The sequence below is a fragment of the Pseudomonas sp. YeP6b genome (assembly GCF_025642995.1).
GTDB lineage: Bacteria > Pseudomonadota > Gammaproteobacteria > Pseudomonadales > Pseudomonadaceae > Aquipseudomonas.
The window spans coordinates 4,119,627-4,141,589 of record NZ_CP080090.1; the positions used below are offsets into that span (position 1 = coordinate 4,119,627).

The 21,963-nt window shown below is 60.1% G+C and carries 22 protein-coding genes; 11 read left to right on the top strand and 11 right to left on the bottom strand.

Annotated features, from left to right (window positions below; translation table 11 throughout):
* Positions 1-95: 95 nt before the first annotated feature.
* Together KZH41_RS18395 and ttcA are read right to left on the bottom strand one after the other, a co-directional pair.
* Positions 96-767 carry a DNA-3-methyladenine glycosylase I gene (locus tag KZH41_RS18395; RefSeq protein WP_263273434.1) on the bottom strand — a complete coding sequence of 224 codons (672 nt, stop codon included), beginning with the start codon at positions 765-767 and terminating at the stop codon, positions 96-98.
* A 67-nt stretch (positions 768-834) separates the two neighbouring features.
* Positions 835-1,659, bottom strand: a complete 825-nt coding sequence (gene ttcA / locus KZH41_RS18400) for a tRNA 2-thiocytidine(32) synthetase TtcA (RefSeq protein WP_094953775.1) — start codon at positions 1,657-1,659, stop codon at positions 835-837.
* 304 nt (positions 1,660-1,963) lie between these two features.
* On the opposite strand from ttcA, the gene KZH41_RS18405 reads away from it, so the two are divergent.
* Entirely contained in the window at positions 1,964-2,566 is a 603-nt protein-coding gene (locus tag KZH41_RS18405; protein WP_094953776.1) for a Yip1 family protein, read from the top strand.
* 128 nt (positions 2,567-2,694) lie between these two features.
* The gene (locus KZH41_RS18410; protein ID WP_263273436.1) at positions 2,695-3,189 is read left to right on the top strand and encodes a SprT family zinc-dependent metalloprotease; all 495 of its coding nucleotides are present in this window, start codon (positions 2,695-2,697) and stop codon (positions 3,187-3,189) included.
* A 1,249-nt stretch (positions 3,190-4,438) separates the two neighbouring features.
* Here the strand turns inward: KZH41_RS18410 and KZH41_RS18415 are convergent.
* A complete protein-coding gene (locus KZH41_RS18415) occupies positions 4,439-5,620 on the bottom strand; it encodes a CaiB/BaiF CoA transferase family protein (protein ID WP_263273438.1) in 1,182 nt (393 codons plus the stop codon).
* 157 nt (positions 5,621-5,777) lie between these two features.
* Here KZH41_RS18415 and tusD point away from each other — a divergent pair, with 157 nt between their 5' ends.
* From tusD to KZH41_RS18445, 6 genes are all read left to right on the top strand, one after another.
* Positions 5,778-6,170: a sulfurtransferase complex subunit TusD gene (gene tusD / locus KZH41_RS18420; RefSeq protein WP_263273439.1), complete on the top strand. Its 393-nt coding sequence runs from the start codon at positions 5,778-5,780 to the stop codon at positions 6,168-6,170.
* Position 6,171: 1 nt separating this feature from the next.
* Positions 6,172-6,522 carry a sulfurtransferase complex subunit TusC gene (gene tusC / locus KZH41_RS18425; protein ID WP_094950643.1) on the top strand — a complete coding sequence of 117 codons (351 nt, stop codon included), beginning with the start codon at positions 6,172-6,174 and terminating at the stop codon, positions 6,520-6,522.
* Positions 6,522-6,800 (top strand): sulfurtransferase complex subunit TusB, encoded by a 279-nt coding sequence (tusB, locus tag KZH41_RS18430; protein WP_094950642.1) that lies wholly within the window; start codon positions 6,522-6,524, stop codon positions 6,798-6,800. The genes tusC and tusB overlap by 1 nt, the downstream gene beginning before the upstream one ends.
* A complete protein-coding gene (locus KZH41_RS18435) occupies positions 6,797-7,132 on the top strand; it encodes a TusE/DsrC/DsvC family sulfur relay protein (protein WP_094950641.1) in 336 nt (111 codons plus the stop codon). Before tusB ends, KZH41_RS18435 begins: the two co-directional genes overlap by 4 nt.
* A complete protein-coding gene (locus KZH41_RS18440; RefSeq protein WP_094950640.1) occupies positions 7,129-8,130 on the top strand; it encodes a glycosyl transferase family protein in 1,002 nt (333 codons plus the stop codon). Before KZH41_RS18435 ends, KZH41_RS18440 begins: the two co-directional genes overlap by 4 nt.
* A gap of 88 nt (positions 8,131-8,218) precedes the next feature.
* Positions 8,219-9,214: a glutathione S-transferase family protein gene (locus KZH41_RS18445; RefSeq protein WP_263273443.1), complete on the top strand. Its 996-nt coding sequence runs from the start codon at positions 8,219-8,221 to the stop codon at positions 9,212-9,214.
* Positions 9,215-9,335: 121 nt separating this feature from the next.
* Here the strand turns inward: KZH41_RS18445 and cysG are convergent, their stop codons facing one another.
* The 6 genes from cysG to KZH41_RS18475 are packed head-to-tail and all read right to left on the bottom strand — an operon-like array spanning position 9,336 to position 16,835.
* On the bottom strand, positions 9,336-10,730 hold the full coding sequence (gene cysG / locus KZH41_RS18450) for a siroheme synthase CysG (protein WP_094950638.1): 1,395 nt from the start codon (positions 10,728-10,730) through the stop codon (positions 9,336-9,338).
* Complete coding sequence (gene serS / locus KZH41_RS18455) at positions 10,731-12,011, bottom strand: serine--tRNA ligase (protein WP_094950637.1); 1,281 nt, start codon at positions 12,009-12,011, stop codon at positions 10,731-10,733.
* A 16-nt stretch (positions 12,012-12,027) separates the two neighbouring features.
* Complete coding sequence (gene crcB / locus KZH41_RS18460) at positions 12,028-12,402, bottom strand: fluoride efflux transporter CrcB (protein WP_034120232.1); 375 nt, start codon at positions 12,400-12,402, stop codon at positions 12,028-12,030.
* Positions 12,402-13,724 carry a replication-associated recombination protein A gene (locus tag KZH41_RS18465; protein ID WP_094950636.1) on the bottom strand — a complete coding sequence of 441 codons (1,323 nt, stop codon included), beginning with the start codon at positions 13,722-13,724 and terminating at the stop codon, positions 12,402-12,404. The genes crcB and KZH41_RS18465 overlap by 1 nt, the downstream gene beginning before the upstream one ends.
* Before the next feature lie 27 nt (positions 13,725-13,751).
* Complete coding sequence (gene lolA, locus KZH41_RS18470; RefSeq protein WP_094950635.1) at positions 13,752-14,375, bottom strand: outer membrane lipoprotein chaperone LolA; 624 nt, start codon at positions 14,373-14,375, stop codon at positions 13,752-13,754.
* 54 nt (positions 14,376-14,429) lie between these two features.
* Entirely contained in the window at positions 14,430-16,835 is a 2,406-nt protein-coding gene (locus KZH41_RS18475; RefSeq protein ID WP_263273444.1) for a DNA translocase FtsK, read from the bottom strand.
* Positions 16,836-17,332: 497 nt separating this feature from the next.
* On the opposite strand from KZH41_RS18475, the gene aat reads away from it, so the two are divergent.
* From aat to infA, 3 genes are all read left to right on the top strand, one after another.
* Positions 17,333-18,013 carry a leucyl/phenylalanyl-tRNA--protein transferase gene (gene aat / locus KZH41_RS18480; RefSeq protein WP_094950633.1) on the top strand — a complete coding sequence of 227 codons (681 nt, stop codon included), beginning with the start codon at positions 17,333-17,335 and terminating at the stop codon, positions 18,011-18,013.
* 56 nt (positions 18,014-18,069) lie between these two features.
* Positions 18,070-18,777: an arginyltransferase gene (locus tag KZH41_RS18485; RefSeq protein WP_242150595.1), complete on the top strand. Its 708-nt coding sequence runs from the start codon at positions 18,070-18,072 to the stop codon at positions 18,775-18,777.
* Between the two features lie 100 nt (positions 18,778-18,877).
* Positions 18,878-19,096: a translation initiation factor IF-1 gene (gene infA, locus KZH41_RS18490; protein WP_002553999.1), complete on the top strand. Its 219-nt coding sequence runs from the start codon at positions 18,878-18,880 to the stop codon at positions 19,094-19,096.
* 175 nt (positions 19,097-19,271) lie between these two features.
* On the opposite strand, the gene clpA is transcribed toward infA, so the two are convergent.
* Positions 19,272-21,542, bottom strand: a complete 2,271-nt coding sequence (gene clpA, locus KZH41_RS18495) for an ATP-dependent Clp protease ATP-binding subunit ClpA (RefSeq protein WP_094950631.1) — start codon at positions 21,540-21,542, stop codon at positions 19,272-19,274.
* 29 nt (positions 21,543-21,571) lie between these two features.
* A complete protein-coding gene (gene clpS, locus KZH41_RS18500) occupies positions 21,572-21,940 on the bottom strand; it encodes an ATP-dependent Clp protease adapter ClpS (RefSeq protein WP_060755656.1) in 369 nt (122 codons plus the stop codon).
* Positions 21,941-21,963: the final 23 nt, after the last annotated feature.

The window sequence follows — 21,963 nt, forward strand, 5'->3', positions numbered from 1 at the left end:
CGCGAGCAAGCCCGCTCCCACATTTGTCCGCGTACATCCTTTGGAATGCGGTCGAATGTGGGAGCGGGCTTGCTCGCGAAGGCATCACCTCGGTCTCAATGGTTGACGGTGTAAGCCAACATCATCGACAACTGGCACATCGGCCGCCCACTCTCGGCATGCCACTGGTTAAACGCGCCCTGCACCGCGGCCAAATCCCGCAGGCTGGTTGGCGCCTTGTCGACAATCTTCTGCGCATTCAACGCCGCCACCACGTCATAGCTCGGCACAAACGTGTCTTTGCCCACCATGCGCAAGAAACGCGGCGCCGACAGCCCGCCCAACTGGTGGCCGTGCTTGCTCAGGTATTTCCATAACCCGACGATATCGGTCACCGGCCACTCGGCGATAAACGCGCCGAAGCTGCCCTTTTCCTGCTCGATGTCGAGGATCATCTGCGCATTGCGCGGTACGCTCTTGAGCTTGCCCAGGTGACGGATGATGCGCGTGTCCTGCATCAGCCGCTCCAGGTGCTCGGCGCCCATCAGCACGACCTTTTCCGGGTCGAAGCCGAAGAAAACCTGCTCGAACGCCGGCCACTTGCCGTCCACCACGCTGTGCTTCAAGCCTGCACGGAATACGCGCAGCGCCAGGGTCGAGAGGTAGCGATCATCACTGATCTTGCGCAATTGCGCCGGGGTCTTGGGTACAGGCAGGTGGGCTTCCAGCTCGGCCGCTGAACCGAAGCGGTTCAGACAATATTCGTGCAGCCACTTGTAATCGCGCATGCCCTCTCCTGGCAATTGAATTGAAAACGGCGCCCGTGAGCGCCGTCTTTCAGAGCGTTGAAACGTCTTAGAGGTTCACAACATTGACGAAACGCGAGGCGGCAGTCTCGTCGATTTTAAGGCGGGTGAAGTCGAACAGGTTGCGGTCAGCCAACTGCGACGGCTGCACATTCTGTAGGCTGCGGAAGATGCTTTCGGTACGGCCCGGGGTCTTGCGCTCCCAGTCCACCAGCATGTCCTTGACCACCTGGCGCTGCAGGTTCTCCTGGGAGCCGCACAGGTTGCACGGGATGATCGGGAATTGCTTGAGGTCGGAGTAGGCCTGGATGTCCTTCTCGTTGCAATACGCCAGCGGGCGGATCACCACGTTGCGCCCGTCATCGGCGCGCAGCTTGGGCGGCATAGCCTTGAGCGAGCCGTTGAAGAACATATTGAGAAAGAAGGTTTCGACGATGTCATCGCGGTGGTGACCGAGCGCCATCTTGGTCGCGCCGATCTCATCGGCAAAGGTGTACAGCGTGCCACGGCGCAGGCGCGAGCACAGCGAGCAGGTGGTCTTGCCTTCCGGGATCAGCTCCTTGACCACCGAGTAGGTGTCTTTTTCGACGATGTGGTACTCGATGCCCAATGCTTTCAGATAGGCCGGTAGCACGTGCTCGGGAAAGCCTGGTTGTTTCTGGTCCATGTTGACGGCGACGATCTCGAACTTGATCGGTGCGACCTTTTGCAGGTGCAGCAGTACGTCAAGCAGGGTGTAGCTGTCTTTGCCGCCGGAGAGGCAGACCATGATCTTGTCGCCCTCCTCGATCATGTTGAAATCGGCGACCGCTTCACCGGCCAGGCGACGCAGGCGTTTTTGCAGTTTGTTCTGGTTGACCGTAAGAGTGCCCATGGCGCTTGGATCCGCTAAAGGTGTGTGACGAAAAGCCGGTTATTTTACCTTCATGACTGACCGAGTTCCAATGTGGGGGCAGGCAAGCCAGCGCCCACAGTCGACCGAGTCATTACTGACAGACCTCAGCGCGATTAGCGCCACTGTTTACAGCGCAATTTGCTCTAAAGCCCTACAGTTTTTCCGGTCATCACTTCCTATACTGCGACTTAAGGTCGCATATAACTATCCAGGACCTTTGAGGCCATTTGGCCCGTGGGCGCTCCGATGGGGGGCGATGGTAATAACGACAGGAGTGACTGGCATGATCCATCACGTCGTGGGGCTGTTTACCCATCCCGACCAGGAATGGCGGGAAATTCGTGGCGATAAAGAAGAAAGTATCGGCCACATGTACCTCACTCACACCCTGATTCTGGCGGCGATCCCCGCCGTTTCCGCGTTTATCGGCACCACACAGGTCGGCTGGGTCATCGGCAACCGTGCCCCGGTCATGTTGACCCAGGAAAGTGCGTTGTGGATGACGATCATGTCGTACGCAGCCATGCTCGGCGGCGTGGCGGTGATGGGCGCGTTCATTCACTGGATGGCCCGTACCTACGACGCCAGCCCCAGCATGGCGCGCTGTGTGGCGTTTGCCACCTACACCGCGACACCGCTGTTTATCGGCGGGCTGTCAGCGCTCTATCCGCATATGTGGCTGGGGATGGTCGTGGGCACAGCGGCTATCTGTTACACGGTGTACCTGCTCTATGTCGGGCTGCCAACGTTCATGAGCATCGACCCCGACGAGGGCTTCCTGTTTTCCAGTTCAGTGCTCGCTGTAGGTTTGGTGGTGCTGGTGGCAATCATGGCGTTTACCGTGATTGTCTGGGGCTTGGGCGTTGGTCCGATTTACACCAACTAGGCGGATAAAACCGTAGGCAAAGCCACCGCAAGGTGGCTTTGTGCGTTATGCATGACCATTCGGCGCCTGACAGATTCGGAAACACCGGCTTTTGCGGCATACTGGACGCCTCTGGAGAGATGGTCAGCATGCCCGAGCAACTCAATACCCGCGTCGAAGATTGTTTCCTGCAAGCCGAATCCTTTTTTAAACGAAGCTTCAAACGCCCCCAGGTCAGCCTCAAGCTGCGGGGCCAGAAGGCCGGTGTCGCGCATTTGCACGAGAACCTGCTGCGCTTCAACCCACAGTTGTACCGCGAAAACAGTCAACATTTCCTTAAACAGACCGTGGCCCACGAAGTGGCGCACCTGATCGCCCACCAATTGTTTGGCGAGCGCATTCAGCCCCATGGTGAGGAATGGCAATTGATCATGCGTGGGGTTTACGAACTGCCGCCGGATCGCTGCCACACCTATGAAATCAAACGTCGGCAAGTGACCCGGTATATCTACCGCTGCCCGTGTGCCGACAGTGATTTCCCGTTTTCGGCCCAGCGCCATGGGTTGGTAAACCAGGGGCGACGGTATTTGTGTCGGCGCTGCCGGCATACCTTGGCGTACACCGGGGAAACTCGGGTGGAGTGATTGCTGGTGTCTGTGATGGCCCCATCGCAGCATCGGTATCCTTTTTGTGTCGTGCTAGGCCGATGACGAGTTTTTAGGTAGATATGAGTACATATCCGTTGCTGCGGTAACGGCGACTTAGGTTCCGCCCTTACGGCGGGTCACTTTTGGAAAAGAGCCCCAAAAGTAACCAAAGGGCTCTTGCCCACCACTCGGTGCCTCGCCTGGGCTCGGCATGCCCTCACTCCGGTTTGAATCCGTGGGCCGCCGCCATGGGCCATCCTTGGCCCATCGCGGCTAACCCGGCGTCCTGCCGGGTTACCCACGGATTCAAACCTGCGTTCGGCCATCGTGGTTTAACGGGGCGCCTCAGATCAAGATCAAAAGCAGATCAAAAGCAAGAGCACGGCGGCCTGGTAGCCGACCTGAGTGGTAGAAGCAAAAGCAGGGCAAAAGCACAGCAAAAGCACGGCAGTACACTCTCTGTCTGATGTACTGAGATCCCAATGTGGGAGCGGGCTTGCTCGCGAATGCGGTGGGTCAGCCAGCTCATGTGTAACTGCCCCACCGCATTCGCGAGCAAGCCCGCTCCCACAATTTTGACCGAGTTCGGCTGCCAGACCGCGGTGCTCTACTTTTCTGTGGGAGCTGGCTTGTCGGATCGCCGCACCGCTGCGATGCAGGCACCTCGGTTCATCAAGTACACCGAGTTGATGCCATCGCAGGCAAACCAGCTCCCACATTAGATTGAGTTCAGTTTCACATATCAGGTCGGCTGTCAGGCCGCCTCGGCAGTGCTTTTGATCTAACCACTCAGGTCGGCTACTAGGCCGCCGTGCTCTTGCTTTTGATCTTGATCTTAGGCGCCCCGTTAAACCACGCTGGCCGAACGCAGGCTTTGAGCGGGGGTAAACCGGCAGGACGCCGGTTTAGCCGCGATGGGCCAAGGATGGCCCATGGCGGCGGCCCACGGTCCAAAGCCGGAGTGAGGGCACACCGAGCCTAGGCGAGGTGCCGAGTGGTGGGGCAAGAGCCCTTTGGTTACTTTTGGGGCTTTTTCCAAAGTGACCCGCCGTAAGGGCGGAACCCATAGCAGCCGTTACCCAAATAACGGATATGTACCCCGCGCCCCCGCGACAACCCAAGAATTCACCCCATAAAAAGTTGCGTAGATACCCATGCCCATCGCACACACGTTAGCTCCCACATTTTGACCGCGCCGCCTATCAATGTGGGAGCTAGCTTGCCTGCGATAGCGCTCGCCCAGGCCCTACCCAACCACCCTGGCACGACGCAACTCGGCTATCCGCTGAGCATCTATCCCCAGCTCAGCCAACACTTCATCCGTATGCGCCCCCACCGCCGCACCAATATGCCGAGGCTCTGGCAACCCCTCTGAAAATTTCAACGGGCAGGCGATTTGCGCCTGGGCCGAGCCATCGCCGCGTGGCACCTGGCTGACCAACTCCCGCGCTTTCAACTGCGGATGCTCCACCGCTTCACTCAAACGGAGCACCGGCTCCACACACGCATCCACCCCGGCAAACAGCTCGCACAATTCATCAAAGCTGCGCTTTTCAAACTCAACCTGCAGCGCCCGCTTGAGGGCTTTTTGCTGTTCCGGCTGGGGAGACAGGCCTTGCGCTGCCAACTCCGGCCGCCCCAAGGCCGCGCACATTTGCTGCATAAAAGCGGGTTCCAGGCTACCGACCGACATCCAGCGCCCATCCCGGGAGCGGTAGTAATCATAGAAACTGCCACCGTTAAGCACATGGGTTTCCCAACCCGGCTCGACCCCACAGGCCAGGTAACCGGCGCCGGCCATGGCGTTCAGGCTGAACGAACAATCGGTCATGCTCACGTCCAGGTATTGGCCGACCCCGCTGTGCTGCCGCGCAATCACCGCCGCCAGCAAACCCACCACCGCGTGCAGCGAGCCACCGCCGACATCCGCCAATTGCACGCCCAGCGGCAGTGGCCCGCTGTCCTGGCGCCCGGTGTGACTGGCGATGCCCGCCAGCGCGAGGTAGTTGATATCGTGCCCAGCGCGGTCCTTATAAGGCCCCGTCTGACCGTAGCCGGTGATCGACACATAAATCAGCCTGGGATTGATCGCCTTCAACGCCGCATAACCCAACCCAAGACGCTCCATCACCCCAGGGCGGAACTGCTCCAGGACGATGTCGTAGTCCTTGACCAGCGCCCGCACAATCTCCAGCGCCTCGGCCCGCTTGAGGTCCAGCGCCAAGCTGCGTTTGTTGCGATTGAGGTAGGCATGGCTCGCCGACGTGCCCTGATCATGGGGCGGCAGGACCCGCAACAAGTCCATGCGCGTGGGCGATTCGATGCGCAACACTTCTGCGCCCATGTCCGCCAGCATCAAGGACGCGAAGGGGCCAGGCAGCAAGGTGGAAAAATCCAGCACTTTGAGGGACGCCAAGGGACCTGACATGAGCACTCCAATTCGGTTTTGAATGCCCACAGCGTAGGCAGGCTTGGCGCTACCGGCAATCGTCAGAACGATCAGCGACAGTGACCGTTTTGATCACGGCGGGCTTTTTCGCGGCGGCGGCTTTATCATTGGCCCACGTTTATTTGCAGAGTGCTCCATGAAGTTTGCGATTGCGCTGTTTTCCGCCGCCCACGCGCCCTCCTCGCGCCGCGCCTTGCTGTTCGCCCAGGCGGCGATTGCCGGTGGGCATGAGATTGTGCGGCTGTTTTTTTATCAGGACGGCGTGTACAGCGCCGCCAATAACATCGTTGCGCCCCAGGATGAGCAAGACATCGCCCGGCAATGGCGCGAGTTCGTCAGCCAGCATCAGCTCGACGCCGTGGTGTGCATCGCCGCGGCCTTGCGCCGTGGCGTGCTGAACAACGAAGAAGCCACGCGTTATCAACGCAGCGCGGTGAACCTGGCTGCGCCGTGGGCGCTGTCGGGCCTTGGGCAGTTGCATGACGCCGCCCAGGCCGCCGACCGCCTGATCTGTTTTGGAGGGCCGTGACATGTCCAAATCCTTATTGGTGATCAGCCGCCAGGCACCGTGGTCCGGGCCGAGTGCGCGTGAAGCACTGGATATCGTGCTGGCCGGTGGCGCGTTCGATCTGCCGATTGGCCTGCTGTTTATGGACGACGGCGTGTTTCAACTGGCGCCGCACCAAAACGCCAAGGCCGTGCAGCAAAAAGACCTCAGCGCCAACCTGCAGGCACTGGGCCTGTTCGGCATTGATGAAGTGTTCGCCTGCAGCCACAGCCTGGCCGAGCGCGGGCTCACACCTCCCGCCAGCGCTCAAGCCATGAGCAGCAACGATATTTCCAAGCTGATTGACCGTTACGACCAGGTGATTACCCTCTGATGTCGACTTTACATGTGGTGTCTCACTCCCCGTTTACCGACAGCCGCCTCGCCAGTTGCCTGCGCGTGTGCGGCGCCGCCGACGCGATCCTGCTGTGCGGCGACGGCGCCTATGGCCTGCACAACCCGGCCCTGCAAACCAAGGGCCTGAAGGTCTTTGTGCTGGCCGAAGACATGCAGGCGCGCAACTTGCCGCTGCCGGACTGGGCCGACAGCGTGGACTACCCAGGCTTTGTGCAGCTGTCGATCGATTACGACAAGGTCAACACCTGGCTATGAACACCTTGACCGTAGGTTCACGCACCCTCGAACTGGACAAGGACGGCTACCTCGTCGACCTGAATGACTGGTCCGCCGAGGTCGCCACAGCCTTGGCCGCAGCCGAACCCTTGGAATTGACCGCCGCGCACTGGGAAATCCTCGAACTGCTGCGCGGTTTCTATGCACAATTCCAGCTGTCCCCCGCCACGCGCCCGCTGATCAAGTACACCGCCTTGAAGCTGGGCCCGGAAAAGGGCAACAGCCTGCACTTAAACAAACTGTTTAACGGCACTCCCGCCAAACTCGCCGCCAAGCTGGCGGGCCTGCCCAGGCCGACGAATTGCTTATGACCGACTTTGCCCCGCTGACCCTTGAAACCCCTGCCGAGCACCCGTTTGCGCCGTTCGTGCGCATCCTGGGCAAAGGCAAACGCGGCGCGCGCAACCTGACCCGTGAGGAAGCCCGCGAAGCCATGGGCATGCTGCTCGACGAAAAAGTCGAAGACACCCAGCTCGGCGCCTTCCTGATGTTGCTGCGCCACAAGGAAGAAAGCCCGGAAGAACTCGCCGGTTTCACCGAGGCCGTGCGCGAGCGTTTGAATGCGCCGGCACTGAACGTGGATGTCGACTGGCCAACCTACGCCGGTAAAAAGCGCCACCTGCCGTGGTATTTGCTGGCAGCCAAGTGCCTGGCGCAAAACGGTGTACGCATCCTTATGCATGGCGGTGGCGCCCATACCGCTGGCCGGTTGTACACCGAGCAATTGCTGGAAGGTTTGCAAATCCCGCTGTGCCGTAACTGGCAGCAGGTCGAGACGGCTTTTGAGCAAGGCAACCTGGCGTTTATCCCGCTGGGTGACTGGGCGCCGCCATTGCAGCGCATGATCGACCTGCGCAACACCCTGGGCCTGCGCTCGCCGATCCACTCGCTGGCGCGCTTGCTCAACCCGCTGAGCGCCCGTTGCGGCCTGCAAAGTATTTTCCACCCTGGCTACCAGGGCGTGCACCGCGATGCCAGCGGCCTGCTTGGCGACAACGTGATTGTGGTCAAAGGCGATGGCGGCGAGGTCGAGATCAACCCGGACACGATCAGCCACCTGTATGGCACCACCGGCGGCGCAAGCTGGGACGAAGAGTGGCCTGCGCTCTCCGCTCAACGCCATGTCAAACCCGCGACCCTTGAGCCTGAACAGTTGAAGGCGCTCTGGCGTGGCGATATCGAAGACAGCTACCCGCAACTGGCCCTGATCGCCACCATGGCCCTGGCCTTGCGCGGCCTCGGCCACCCACGCGTGCAGGCCTTCGAATTGGCCCAGCAATACTGGGACGCACGGGACAAATCGATTTAATCGATTATTCACGCCCGGTCTTTGCGCTTTTAGTTCGAACTCATCCCTTTAGACTGGGCTCCAACGCTTATTAGCCAAGGAGCCAGTCATGGGTTTGCTGATCGAAGGACACTGGAAAGACCAGTGGTACGAAAGTAGCGCAGACGGCGCGTTCCAGCGCGAACAAGCGCAGCGCCGCCACTGGGTCACCGACGACGGCCAGCCTGGGCCGAGTGGCGAAGGTGGCTTTCAGGCCGAAGCCGGTCGCTACCATCTGTACGTTTCCCTCGCCTGCCCCTGGGCGCATCGCACTCTGATTTTGCGCAAGCTCAAGGGCCTGGAAAGCCTGATTGGCGTGTCCGTGGTCAGCTGGTTAATGCTGGAAAACGGCTGGACCTTCGACAAGGCCCACGGCTCTACCGGCGACAAGCTGGATGGTTTCGACTTTATGCACCAACGCTATACCGCCGACACCGCCGACTACACCGGGCGCGTGACCGTGCCGGTGCTGTGGGACAAAAAGCTCAAGCGCATCGTGAGTAATGAATCGGCGGAGATCATCCGCATGTTCAACAGTGCGTTTAACCAACTGACCGGCAATACCCTGGACTTCTACCCCGAGGTGTTACGCCCGAGCATCGATGCGCTGAACGATCGCATCTACCCGGCCGTGAACAATGGCGTGTACCGCGCAGGCTTTGCCACCTCGCAAAAGGCCTACGAAAGCGCGTTTGATGAGGTATTTGCCGAGCTGGATCACCTGGAGCAGCACCTGGGCGAGCATCGCTACCTGGCCGATGAGTACCTGACCGAAGCCGATGTGCGGCTGTTTACCACGCTGATTCGCTTTGACGCGGTGTATTACAGCCACTTCAAATGCAATTTGCGGCGGATTGCCGATTACTCGAACTTGTCGAACTGGCTGAGGGAGATGTATCAGTGGCCGGGAGTGGCCGAGACGGTGGATTTTGCCCATATCAAAGGGCATTACTATGCGAGCCATCGCACGATTAACCCGACGGGGGTTGTGCCGAAGGGGCCGTTGCAGCGTTTTGATGTTGGGCATGATCGTGAGAGATTAAGTGGCAAAGGCGTCTGGAACTGATGATGATCGTTCCCACGCTCTGCGTGGGAATGCCGCCCTGGACGCTCTGCGTCCGCTCTTAAAAGCATGACGCGGAGCGTCATAGGGTGCATTACCACGCAGAGCGTGGGAACGAGCGATGTCAGACCTGGGACTGAGCGCCTTCAAACCACTTCAGCTTCTCGCGCAACATAACCACCTCACCGACGATCACCAATGTCGGCGCATGCACTTCATGCTCCGCCACCATGCGCGGCAAGTCCGCCAGGGTGCCGGTGAACACGCGCTGGTTGGACGTAGTGCCCTGCTGGATCAACGCCGCCGGCGTATCCGCCGCACGCCCATGCTTGATCAGCTGTTCGCAGATGATCGGCAAACCGATCAGCCCCATGTAGAACACCAAGGTCTGCGACGGGCCAACGAGATCATGCCAAGGCAGGTCCGAGGTACCGTTTTTCAAATGCCCGGTGATAAACCGTACCGACTGCGCATAGTCGCGATGGGTCAGCGGGATCCCGGCATACGCCGCGCAACCACTGGCCGCAGTGATCCCCGGCACCACCTGAAACGGGATGCCATGGGCCGCCAGTTCTTCGATTTCTTCGCCGCCCCGGCCAAAGATGAACGGATCGCCCCCCTTGAGGCGCAGCACGCGCTTGCCTTGCTTGGCCAAGTCCACCAATTGCTGGTTGATCTGGTCCTGCGGCACAGCATGGTCGGCGCGACGCTTGCCGACATAGATACGCTCGGCATCACGACGGCACAGTTCGAGAATCGCCGGCGCCACCAAGCGGTCATACAGCACCACGTCGGCTTGCTGCATCAGGCGCAAGGCACGGAAGGTCACCAGGTCAGGATCGCCTGGGCCGGCACCCACCAAGTAGACTTCGCCCGGCGCATGCGGCGGCGCGCCGTTGACCTTGTCAATCAGCAGACGCTCGGCTTCATCGCCCTGCCCGGCCAACTGGCGGTCAGCAATCGGACCTTGGAAAACCTCTTCCCAGAACGCACGGCGCTGCTGCACATTCGGGTACAAACCTTTGACCTGGGCACGAAAACGCGCCGCCAACCCGGCCAACTGACCATAGGTGGACGGAATCCAGGTTTCCAGCTTGGCGCGGATCAAGCGCGCCAGCACCGGCGCATCGCCGCCGCTGGAGACTGCAATCACCAATGGCGAACGGTCGACAATCGCCGGGAAGATCACGCTGCACAAGGCCGGCGCATCCACCACGTTGACCGGTACGCAGCGACGCTTGGCATCACTGGACACTTGCGCGTTCAGTGGCTCGTCGTCGGTCGCGGCGATGATCAGGGTGCAACCGTCGAGGTCGGGCTCCTGATAACCGCGCAAAATCAGTTCCCCGCCACTGCCCAGCACCAGTTCACGCAACTGGTCTTCGATCTGGGGAGCAACCACCCGCAGCAACGCACCGGCGTCGGCCAGCAGCCGGGATTTGCGCAAGGCAATCTCCCCACCACCGACGACCAACACACGACTGCCGCGCAGGTTATGAAACAGCGGCAGAAATTCCATTTAGCCGATGACCTCAACGCCCGCCATGTACGGCTTAAGCACCTCAGGCACACGGATCGAACCGTCGGCCTGCTGGTAGTTTTCCAGCACCGCCACCAGGGTACGACCTACGGCCAGGCCCGAACCGTTGAGGGTGTGTACCAGCTCCGGTTTGCCGGTTTCCGGGTTACGGAAACGCGCCTGCATGCGACGGGCCTGGAAATCACCGCAGTTGGAGCACGACGAAATCTCGCGGTATTTGTCCTGGCTCGGCACCCACACTTCGAGGTCGTAGGTCTTCACGGCGCTGAAACCCATGTCGCCTGTGCACAGCGCCAGAACGCGGTACGGCAGCTCCAGCAGTTGCAGGACGCGTTCGGCATTGGCGGTCAGGCCTTCCAAGGCCTCCATGGAGGTCGATGGCTCAACCACTTGCACCATCTCGACCTTGTCGAACTGGTGCTGGCGGATCATGCCGCGAGTATCACGACCCGAAGCACCGGCTTCACTGCGAAAGCACGGCGAATGGGCGACAAACTTCATCGGCAGTTGCTTGGCGTCGAGGATCTCGCCAGCCACGATGTTGGTCAGCGACACTTCGGCGGTCGGGATCAGGTACAGATCGGCTTCGCCATCGCGGCTGATCTTGAACAGGTCTTCTTCGAATTTCGGCAACTGGCTGGTGCCCATCAACGCCGGCGCCTGCACCAGGTACGGGGTGTAGGCTTCTTCGTAGCCGTGCTCGCCGGTGTGCAGGTTGATCATGAACTGTGCCAGGGCACGGTGCATGCGCGCGATGGGGCCTCGCAGCAAAGCGAAGCGCGCACCGGACATTTTGGCGGCGGTTTCGAAATCCAGGCCACCGGTCAGCTCGCCCAACGCAACGTGATCCTTGATCTCGAAATCAAAAGCTTTCGGGGTGCCCCAGCGGCGCACTTCGACGTTGCCGTCTTCGTCTTCGCCAATCGGTACGGATTCGTGCGGCAGGTTGGGAATGCCCAGCAGGATCGAGTCCAGCTCGCTCTGAATGCCTTCCAGCTCGACTTTACCGTCAGACAGCTCAGTGCCCATGCGCTCGACGTCCGCCATCAGCGGCGCGATGTCTTCACCGCGCTGCTTGGCCTGACCAATGGATTTGGAACGCGCATTACGCTCAGCCTGCAGCGCTTCGGTGCGGGTCTGGACGGTCTTGCGCTGTTCTTCCAGCGCTTCGATGCGCGCAACATCCAAGGCAAAGCCACGGGATGCCAGGCGGTCCGCTACGTCCTGAAGGTTGCTACGTAACAGTTTGGAATCGAGCATGTCGGTCTCTCGTTTATCAAAGTTTGGTCAAGGACAGGCCGGCCCAGGTGGCGAGCAGCCCGCCGAACACGCTGATGCCCAGGTACCCGAAGGCCACCAGAGCTTGCCCGCTTTCCAGCAGGCGCAACGTATCCAGTGAAAAGGATGAAAAGGTCGTCAGACCGCCTACAAAGCCGACAATCAAGCCGGCGCGAATCTCAATCGGCACTTCCGGGCGCAACAGGAACCAGCCGTACAACAGCCCGATAATCAAGCAACCCACCAAGTTGACCGCCAAGGTCGCCGCATAAAAATGCTTTGGCCAGTTGGCGCTCACCCACGTACTGGTGGCGAAACGCAATAATGTACCAGCGATGCCAGCTACGGACACGGCAAGAATCGTCTTGAGCACTACTTTCTCCGCTGTTTGGGGCTGAGGCGATCGAGTTGAGCCAGGTGATTGAGCTTTTCGCCGATCTTCAGTTCCAGGCCACGGGGCACCGGCTGGTAGAACGGCTGTGGTTCCAGCTCATCGGGAAAATAGTCTTCGCCGGCGGCATAGGCGTCCGGCTCGTCATGGGCATAACGGTATTCGTCGCCGTAGCCCAGCTGCTTCATCAGCTTGGTCGGGGCGTTGCGAAGGTGCAGCGGCACTTCCAGCGAGCCGTGTTCGGCGGCGGCGCGCAGAGCCGACTTGAAGCCCATGTACACCGCGTTGCTTTTCGGCGCGCAAGCCAAGTAGGTGATGGCCTGGGCCACCGCCAACTCGCCTTCCGGGCTGCCCAGGCGTTCCTGCACTTCCCAGGCAGCGAGGCACAGGCTCAGCGCGCGCGGGTCGGCGTTGCCGATGTCTTCGCTGGCCATGCGCACCACGCGGCGCGCCAAGTACAGCGGGTCGCAGCCGCCGTCGATCATCCGCGCAAACCAGTACAACGCACCGTCGGGGTTGGAGCCGCGTACGGATTTGTGCAGCGCCGATATCTGGTCGTAGAAGGCTTCGCCGCCCTTGTCGAAGCGCCGGCGAGTGTCGCCGAGCAGGCTTTGCAACAGGTCGACGCCAATCTCGCTGTTGTCTTCGGCCAGGTCGGAAGCGTTCTCCAACAGGTTGAGAAAGCGCCGACCGTCGCCATCGGCGGCGCTCAGCAAAATCTTGAAGCCTTCGTCGCTCAGGCTCAACTGGCGCTTGCCCAGGCCCTTGTCTTCGCTCAACGCACGCTGCAACAGCTTGCGCATCGCCGCTTCGTCCAGGCTCTTGAGCACATAGACACGGGCACGCGACAGCAAAGCGTTGTTGAGTTCAAACGAGGGGTTTTCGGTGGTAGCGCCGATAAAGATCAGCGTGCCGTCTTCGACATAGGGCAAAAACGCATCCTGCTGCGACTTGTTGAAGCGATGCACTTCGTCGACGAACAAGATGGTGCGCTTGCCGTATTGCCCGGCCTGCTGCTTGGCGACTTCCACTGCCTGGCGGATCTCCTTGACCCCGGCCAGCACGGCCGACACCGTTTCGAAGTGCGCATCCGAGACTTTCGCCAGCAGCCGCGCCAGGGTGGTTTTACCCACGCCCGGCGGCCCCCAGAAAATCATCGAGTGCAGCGCACCCTGCTCCAGGGCTTCGCGCAGAGGCTTGCCGCGAGCGAGCAGGTGTTCTTGCCCGACGTACTCATCCAGGTTGGTCGAACGCAAACGCGCGGCCAAGGGTTGAGCAATCGGGTCACTTCGAAACAAATCCATGGGCAGCGCTTGAAACCTCTCGGCAGGTTATTCCTGGATCACGTCGGCACCCTTGGGGATGACGAACTTGAACTTGGATGCATCCACAACGCCGTTGGCCTTGACCGCGGAGAACAGGATATCGGTGCGCTGACCGACGCTGTCGATCAGGCGCATGTTGTTGATCACACCGTTGCCAAACGACAGTTGCAGGCTGTCAAACAGCGTGTCCTTGGATTTGGGCTTGAGGGTGAACTCAATCACGTTGCTGGTTTGCTTGGAGGTGATCTCGAAGCTGTCGCTGATCTTCGACACATCGCCCGACAGCAACAGCGCCGGGGTCTGGTTCAGGCGTGGGTCGAGTTTCTTGATGGTCGCCTGTTCCAGGTCAGGGTCCCACAGGGTGACTTTCTGGCCGTCGGACACGATGGTCTGCTCGTTCGGCGCGTCGGTTTTCCAGTAGAAAAGGCCTGGGCGCTGCACGGCCATTTCACCGGCGGTTTCCTGCAACTGAGTGCCGCCGCCATCCAGGGTCAACTGGGAGAAGCGCGCGGTCAGGGTCTTGGATTTGTCCAACAGGTTGGTCAGGCTGGCCACGGAAGCGGGGTCGGCGTGAGCCGAAACAGCGGTCAGGGCCAGGGCTGGCAACAACAGCATGCGGATAAGACGCATGGGAATCCTCATTGAGTCGTTAGGGCGTGCCGCGTGCTGCCACGCGGCACGTGATCAGTCGCGCATCTGCCCGGGGGCGATGACTTCGCGCGAGCCGTTAGTGTTCATTGCAGTCACGACGCCGGCGTTTTCCATGGATTCGATCATGCGGGCGGCGCGGTTGTAGCCGATTTTGAGTTTGCGCTGCACCGCAGAGATCGAGGCGCGACGGCTTTCGAGTACGAAGGCCACGGCCTCGTCGTACAGCGCATCGGTTTCAGCGTCATCATCACCGCCGCTGCCACCGTCGGAGCCGCTGCCGGCCTCTTCGACACCGGCGAGGATGTCGTCGTTGTATTCCGGTGCGCCGCGCAGTTTCCAGGCCTCCACCACACGGTGTACTTCGTCATCGGAAACGAACGCGCCGTGAACCCGGATCGGCAGGCTGGTGCCCGGCGGCATGTAGAGCATGTCACCGTGGCCCAGCAGTTGCTCGGCGCCGCCCTGATCGATGATGGTGCGCGAGTCGATCTTGCTGGAAACTTGGAACGCCATGCGCGTAGGAATGTTGGCCTTGATCAGACCGGTGATCACGTCCACCGACGGCCGCTGAGTCGCGAGAATCAAGTGAATACCGGCAGCACGTGCCTTCTGGGCGATACGTGCGATCAGTTCTTCAACCTTCTTGCCGACGATCATCATCATGTCGGCGAATTCGTCGACCACCACCACGATGGTCGGCAGCTTGACCAGCAGCGGCGCTTCGTCGTGAATATTTTCGCGTTTGTACAACGGGTCGGTCAGTGGCGTACCGGCGTCCTGGGCTTCCTTGACCTTGGCGTTGAAGCCCGACAGGTTACGTACGCCCATCTTCGCCATCAGCTTGTAGCGGCGTTCCATCTCGGCCACGCTCCAACGCAGGGCGTTGGCGGCGTCCTTCATGTCGGTGACCACCGGGCAGAGCAGGTGCGGAATGCCTTCGTAGATCGACAATTCCAACATCTTCGGGTCGATCATGATCAGCTTGGCGTCATCCGGGCCAGACTTGAACAGGATCGACAGGATCATCGCGTTCACGCCCACCGACTTACCCGAACCAGTGGTACCGGCAACCAGCAAGTGCGGCATTTTCGCCAAGTCGGTGATTACTGGCTTACCACCGATATCGTGGCCCAGGGCCAAGGTGACCGGGGATTTAAAGTTGTCGTATTCCGGCGTCGACAGCACTTCGGAGAAGCGCACGATCTGACGGTCTTCGTTGGGAATCTCGATGCCCACGGTGGTCTTGCCGGGGATCACTTCCACCACGCGTACACTGGTCACGGCCAGGGAACGGGCCAAGTCTTTCGCCAGGTTGGAGATGCGGCTGACCTTGACGCCAGCTGCCGGCTGGATTTCGTAACGGGTGATGACCGGGCCTGGGTGGATCGAGTCCACCGAAACTTCGACGCCGAATTCCTTGAGCTTGATTTCCAGCAGGTGGCCGACAGCCGCCAGGGATTCCGGGGAATAGTTGAGCTGTTTCTTTTCGGCCGGGTCGAGGATCGAGATCGGCGGCAAGGTGCCTTCCACGGCGCTGTCGACAAACAACGGCGCCTGTTTCTCTTTCTGTACGCGATGGCTCGGCTCGGGGGCTTTGGGCGGCGCCGGGGCGATCACGGGCGGCACCTGCTTCTCGCGGTCCGACATGTGTTTGCTCAGGGCCTGCTCGCGCTCGATCAAGCGCTCCTTGACCTTGGCTTGCTCGCGCCGGTCCGGTGTGCTCGGGGCCACCACCTCGTTGACGCGGGTGTCCACCTCACGCAGTTGCGCAACCATGCGTTTGCGATCAACGCGGGCCGACCACCAACGGTTGGCCGCGCTTTGGAACAATTCGAGCAGGTCGAGGGTGATCTTGCCGGTCACGTCCATCACCTTGAACCACGACAGGTCGGTGAACACCGTGAGGCCGAACAGAAACAGCGCGATAAACATCAAGGTGCTGCCCTGGATGTTCAGGGTCTTGCGCGCCAGGTCGCCCAGGCTTTCGCCCAGCGCACCGCCTGCGCCCGCCGGCAAACCGGTAGGTGCGTGGAAATGAATATGCGCCAGCGCTGCGCCAGACAGCACCAGGAACACCAGGCCGATCAGGCGCCAGGAGAACAGCCAGCCGCTCCACTGCCACGGCTCGTGACGCTGACGGAAGATCTGCCAGGTCTTGATCGCCAGCAGCAGCGGGAAGATGTAGGCGAAGTAACCCAGCACCATGAACAGGATATCGGCGCTGTAGGAGCCGGCAGGCCCGCCGAAGTTCTGCACGTCTTCGATCTTGCTGTTGTGGCTCCAGCCCGGATCGTCCTTGCCATAGGTGAGCAAGGCCATCATCAGGAACAGGCACAGGGCGCCGATGGCGATCAGCGCCCCTTCCTTGAGTCGGTAGTGCAGGTGCTGGCGCCAGGCCGGCACGACTGCTGCTTTAGGTGTTGCGGCGGATTTCTTCAAAACGGGTCTTTTCCTGCGCCTTTAGCGCGTCCATCGTTGAATGACTGCACACTACTGCTCAATCCGAGCAGCTGAAAAATGAACGAACGTCGTTGAATCTACTTTTAACACTGGGTGATGACTGGGTGAAATGGCGATAACGCCACAATGGCCGCATTGTACGGGTTTGCGCCCGCGATGCCACGCCCTTGCCTATCAGCCAGCCGCCTGGACAATTGAAGTGTCACAGCATGTTCAATTTGAGCATGCATTGTCTTTGCTGACAAAGGCTTATGAGCTGTTTTTAGCAATCCAGGCAAGCTTGGCAAATGGCCTGCATGCGCCAGACCCGATTACGACCGCGTGTACGGGGCAGAGTTGCAGCAACACGCGCTCACGCTAATCCTGATGAATACCCGATTCGGGCTGGCCCCACAGCGCTGTGTCGACAATAATCACCCCACGCGCGGCAGGTGACATACCCGCCACTCCCCTCCCCTTCCGTAAGCCTGGATGCCATGCTGACCTGGTTGCAACGCGACTCACTGACTTTTCCACCGCTGGCCAAGGCCATGCGTGAACCCAATGGCCTGCTGGCCGCCGGTGGCGATTTGTCAGCCGAACGGCTGGTTCAGGCCTACCGCCACGGCTGCTTTCCGTGGTTCTCTGAAGGCCAGCCGATCCTCTGGTGGTCGCCGGACCCACGCACGGTGATATTTCCCGACGAACTGCATGTCTCGCGCAGCCTTGGCAAACTGTTGCGCCAGCAGCGTTACACCGTCACCTTCGACCAGGACTTCGCTGCCGTCATCCAGGCGTGCGCTGCGCCACGCAGCTATGCCGATGGCACCTGGATCACCGAAGGCATCCAAAGCGCCTACCTGGCGCTGCACCAGCGTGGCTACGCGCATTCCGTGGAGGTGTGGGACCAGGGCGAGCTGGTCGGCGGCCTGTATGGCCTGGCGATGGGCCAACTGTTCTTTGGCGAATCCATGTTCAGCCGTGCCGACAACGCGTCGAAATTCGGCTTCGCCACACTGACCCGGCAGTTGCAGGCCTGGGGTTTCGTGCTGATCGACTGCCAGATGCCCAATGACCACCTGCACAGCCTGGGCGCCCGCGCCATACCGCGCAGTGAGTTCGCGGCTTTCTTGCACAACCATTTGGACCAACCCAGCTCTGGACCGTGGGTTTCCTAGGCGACATCCGCGCACGTGGCTTACACTTATTTCAAAGCTTACCCCGAGGGTTGATCATGACCGAGCTGGCGCGCTTGAAGTTTTATGCCACTCAAGCCCACTCTTGCAGCTATCTGCCCGACGAGCAGGCCACCACGCTGTTCCTCGACCCCAGCCAGCCAATGGATGTGCATGTGTATGCCGACCTGTCCGAGATGGGTTTTCGGCGTAGCGGCGACCACCTGTACCGCCCCCATTGCCAGAATTGCAATGCCTGCGTGCCGGCACGTATCCCGGTTGCGCAATTTTTGCCGGACCGCAATCAGAAACGCATCCTCAAGCGCAATGCCGACCTGACAATCACCGCCACCAAGCCGCATTTCAGCGAAGAATATTTCGACCTTTACCAGCGCTACATCGAGCAACGTCATGCCGACGGCGACATGTTCCCGCCCAGCCGCGATCAGTTTTCGACGTTTCTGGTGCGTGACCTGCCCTTCTCGCGCTTCTACGAGTTCCGCCTGGACGGGCGCCTGCTGGCGGTAGCCGTAACCGACCTGCTGCCCAATGGCCTGTCGGCGGTCTACACCTTCTATGAGCCGGCCGAAGAACGCCGCAGCCTGGGACGCTTTGCGATCTTGTGGCAAATCGGCGAAGCCCTGCGCCAGGAATTGGAAGCGGTGTACCTCGGATACTGGATCAAAAACTGCAAAAAGATGAACTACAAGACCCAATATCGGCCCATCGAGCTACTAATTAATCAAAGATGGGTAACGCTTAACTAGAACCCCTTGGCTTAAACACCCTTTTTCGGGCACAATGCACGCCGCTTTTGCCTGGCGCAGTTGCACCGGGCCATTCACTGGATACCGAGGGCTTTACTGCATGTCGAAAGAAGACAGCTTCGAAATGGAAGGCACTGTCGTCGACACCCTGCCCAACACCATGTTTCGTGTGGAGTTGGAAAATGGGCACGTCGTAACCGCGCATATCTCCGGCAAGATGCGCAAGAACTACATTCGTATTCTTACCGGCGACAAAGTGCGCGTCGAGCTGACGCCCTATGACTTGAGCAAAGGGCGCATCACTTACCGCGCTCGTTAATCAAGTCAATACAAAACGCCCGGTTCTGCCGGGCGTTTTTGTGTGCGCGCTATTTCCCAAACACCTCAGGTGTCAATGTGGGAGCTGACTTGTCTGCCCCCACATTTGACCCCCATCGTTTTCAAGACAGCAAAAAGGCGCCTTTCGGCGCCTTTTGCTTTGTTGCAGCCCGCTGTCAGGCCATTTCAGCCGTGGTTTCGAACTCGAAGGTCAGCTCGCCGTCCTTCAGGTCGATGTGCACCACGCCGCCATGGTCGGCAAGCTCGCCAAACAGGATCTCTTCGGCCAATGGCCGCTTGATCTTGTCCTGGATCAGTCGCGCCATTGGGCGAGCGCCCATTGCCGCGTCGTAGCCACCTTCGGCCAGCCAATTGCGCGCCGCGTCCGTGACGTCCAGCTGCACGCGCTTGTCTTCCAACTGCGCTTGAAGCTCGGTAAGGAACTTGTCCACCACGCTTTTGATGACCTCATGACTGAGGCGACCAAACTGGATAATGGTATCCAGGCGGTTGCGGAACTCCGGCGTGAAGCTCTTCTTGATCACTTCCATCGCATCGGATGAGTGATCCTGATGCGTAAAGCCAATCGAAGCACGCGCGGCCGTTTCGGCACCGGCGTTGGTGGTCATGATCACGATCACGTTGCGGAAGTCTGCCTTGCGCCCGTTGTTATCGGTCAGGGTCCCGTGGTCCATGACCTGCAGCAGCAGGTTGAAGACTTCCGGGTGGGCCTTCTCGATTTCATCGAGCAGCAATACGCAGTGCGGCTGCTTGGTGATTGCCTCGGTCAACAGACCGCCCTGGTCGAAACCGACATAGCCCGGAGGCGCACCGATCAGGCGCGACACAGTGTGACGCTCCATGTATTCGGACATGTCGAAGCGTACCAGCTCGATGCCCATGGCCTTGGCCAACTGCCGCGCCGCTTCGGTCTTGCCGACGCCGGTCGGGCCTGCGAACAGGAACGAACCGACTGGCTTGTCCGGCGACTTGAGGCCCGCACGCGACAACTTGATCGCGGTGGACAGCGCGTCAATGGCAGCATCCTGGCCGAACACGGTGAGCTTGAGGTCGCGCTCCAGGTTACGCAGCAGCTCCTTGTCGGAACTGTTGACGTGTTTTGGCGGAATACGCGCGATCTTCGCCACGATGTCCTCGACTTGAGGCACGTCGATGCGCTTCACGCGCTTCTCGACCGGCTGCAGGCGCTGGTAGGCACCCGCCTCGTCAATCACGTCGATGGCCTTGTCGGGCATGTGCCGGTCATTGATGTAGCGCGATGCCAGCTCAGCAGCGGCACGCAACGCTTCATCGGTGTACTCGATGCCGTGGTGCGCTTCGAAACGCCCTTTGAGCCCGCGCAGAATGCCGATGGTGTCTTCTACCGAAGGCTCGGACACGTCGACTTTCTGGAAGCGGCGCGCCAAGGCACGGTCTTTCTCGAAAATGCCGCGGAATTCCTGGAACGTAGTCGAACCGATGCAGCGGATATCACCCGACGACAGCAACGGCTTGAGCAGGTTGGAGGCGTCCATCACCCCACCGGAGGCCGCACCGGCACCGATGATGGTGTGGATCTCATCGATAAACAGGATCGCCTGCGGGCGTTTTTTCAGCTCGCCGAGCAGCGCCTTGAAGCGCTTCTCGAAATCGCCACGGTACTTGGTCCCGGCGAGCAACGCGCCCAGGTCCAGGGAGTAGACGACGCTGTTAGCCAGCAGGTCAGGCACCTGATTATCGACAATGCGCTTGGCCAGGCCTTCGGCAATCGCGGTCTTACCCACGCCCGCCTCACCCACCAGCAACGGATTGTTCTTGCGACGACGCGCGAGGATCTGCGCTACACGCTCAACCTCAAGCTCGCGCCCCACCAGCGGATCGATCCGCCCCTGGCGCGCCAGTTCATTGAGGTTGCTGGCATAGGCATCCAGTGGATTGCCCGAAGAAGAAGACTCACCACCCTCGTCGTCCTGCATCTCTTGCTCACCCTCGGAATGATCGCCGTGCCCAGGCACTTTGGAGATACCGTGGGCGATGTAGTTGACGACATCAATACGGGCAACGCTCTGCTGTTTGAGCAGGAACACCGCTTGGCTTTCCTGTTCGCTGAAGATCGCCACAAGCACATTGGCGCCTGTGACTTCACGCTTACCGGAGCTCTGTACGTGGAACACAGCGCGCTGCAATACCCGCTGGAAGCCCAGGGTTGGCTGGGTTTCGCGGTCCTCGTCGTGCACGGGGATCAGTGGCGTAGTGGAGTCGATAAACTCCTGCAGGTCATGCTTGAGTTTGTCGAGGTTGGCGCCGCACGCACGCAGAACGGTGGCGGCAGCTTCGTTATCCAAAAGTGCCAGCAGCAGGTGTTCGACGGTCATGAATTCATGACGCTTCGAACGAGCCTCCTTGAAGGCAAGATTGAGGGTGACTTCGAGCTCGCGGTTTAACATAGCTTCACCTCATACCCAAGTGGTCGGCGTTAACCGTCCTTCTCGATTTCACAGAGTAGCGGATGCTGGCTTTCCCTGGCGTACTGGTTGACCTGCATTGCCTTTGTCTCGGCGATGTCACGGGTAAACACTCCACATACTGCCCGTCCTTCTGTGTGAACGGCCAGCATTACCTTGGTCGCCAACTCGCGGTTCAGGTTAAAAAACACCTCGAGCACTTCGACCACGAAATCCATCGGTGTGTAGTCATCATTGAACAAAACCACCTTGTACATCGGCGGCGCCTGTAGAGCGGGCTTCGCCTCCTGAACAGCAATGCCTGCAGAGCCGTCCTCGTCATGTTCCTGATCCGGGCGATCCTGATTGAATGTTAGTCGAATCTGGCTGTTTGCATGCATGGAAAGAAAGGTTCGTCAGTGGT

Excerpts from the sequence above, each read along its gene's own strand:
- clpS (WP_060755656.1), bottom strand. The coding sequence starts at position 21,940 with ATGCATGCAAACAGCCAGATTCGACTAACATTCAATCAGGATCGCCCG.
- KZH41_RS18415 (WP_263273438.1), bottom strand. The coding sequence starts at position 5,620 with ATGTCAGGTCCCTTGGCGTCCCTCAAAGTGCTGGATTTTTCCACCTTG.
- infA (WP_002553999.1), top strand. The coding sequence starts at position 18,878 with ATGTCGAAAGAAGACAGCTTCGAAATGGAAGGCACTGTCGTCGACACC.
- KZH41_RS18445 (WP_263273443.1), top strand. The coding sequence starts at position 8,219 with ATGGGTTTGCTGATCGAAGGACACTGGAAAGACCAGTGGTACGAAAGT.
- clpA (WP_094950631.1), bottom strand. The coding sequence starts at position 21,542 with ATGTTAAACCGCGAGCTCGAAGTCACCCTCAATCTTGCCTTCAAGGAG.
- cysG (WP_094950638.1), bottom strand. The coding sequence starts at position 10,730 with ATGGAATTTCTGCCGCTGTTTCATAACCTGCGCGGCAGTCGTGTGTTG.
- ttcA (WP_094953775.1), bottom strand. The coding sequence starts at position 1,659 with ATGGGCACTCTTACGGTCAACCAGAACAAACTGCAAAAACGCCTGCGT.
- serS (WP_094950637.1), bottom strand. The coding sequence starts at position 12,011 with ATGCTCGATTCCAAACTGTTACGTAGCAACCTTCAGGACGTAGCGGAC.
- KZH41_RS18465 (WP_094950636.1), bottom strand. The coding sequence starts at position 13,724 with ATGGATTTGTTTCGAAGTGACCCGATTGCTCAACCCTTGGCCGCGCGT.
- KZH41_RS18485 (WP_242150595.1), top strand. The coding sequence starts at position 18,070 with ATGACCGAGCTGGCGCGCTTGAAGTTTTATGCCACTCAAGCCCACTCT.
- KZH41_RS18410 (WP_263273436.1), top strand. The coding sequence starts at position 2,695 with ATGCCCGAGCAACTCAATACCCGCGTCGAAGATTGTTTCCTGCAAGCC.
- tusC (WP_094950643.1), top strand. The coding sequence starts at position 6,172 with ATGTCCAAATCCTTATTGGTGATCAGCCGCCAGGCACCGTGGTCCGGG.
- KZH41_RS18440 (WP_094950640.1), top strand. The coding sequence starts at position 7,129 with ATGACCGACTTTGCCCCGCTGACCCTTGAAACCCCTGCCGAGCACCCG.
- KZH41_RS18405 (WP_094953776.1), top strand. The coding sequence starts at position 1,964 with ATGATCCATCACGTCGTGGGGCTGTTTACCCATCCCGACCAGGAATGG.
- aat (WP_094950633.1), top strand. The coding sequence starts at position 17,333 with ATGCTGACCTGGTTGCAACGCGACTCACTGACTTTTCCACCGCTGGCC.
- KZH41_RS18395 (WP_263273434.1), bottom strand. The coding sequence starts at position 767 with ATGCGCGATTACAAGTGGCTGCACGAATATTGTCTGAACCGCTTCGGT.
- lolA (WP_094950635.1), bottom strand. The coding sequence starts at position 14,375 with ATGCGTCTTATCCGCATGCTGTTGTTGCCAGCCCTGGCCCTGACCGCT.
- tusB (WP_094950642.1), top strand. The coding sequence starts at position 6,522 with ATGTCGACTTTACATGTGGTGTCTCACTCCCCGTTTACCGACAGCCGC.
- tusD (WP_263273439.1), top strand. The coding sequence starts at position 5,778 with ATGAAGTTTGCGATTGCGCTGTTTTCCGCCGCCCACGCGCCCTCCTCG.
- KZH41_RS18435 (WP_094950641.1), top strand. The coding sequence starts at position 6,797 with ATGAACACCTTGACCGTAGGTTCACGCACCCTCGAACTGGACAAGGAC.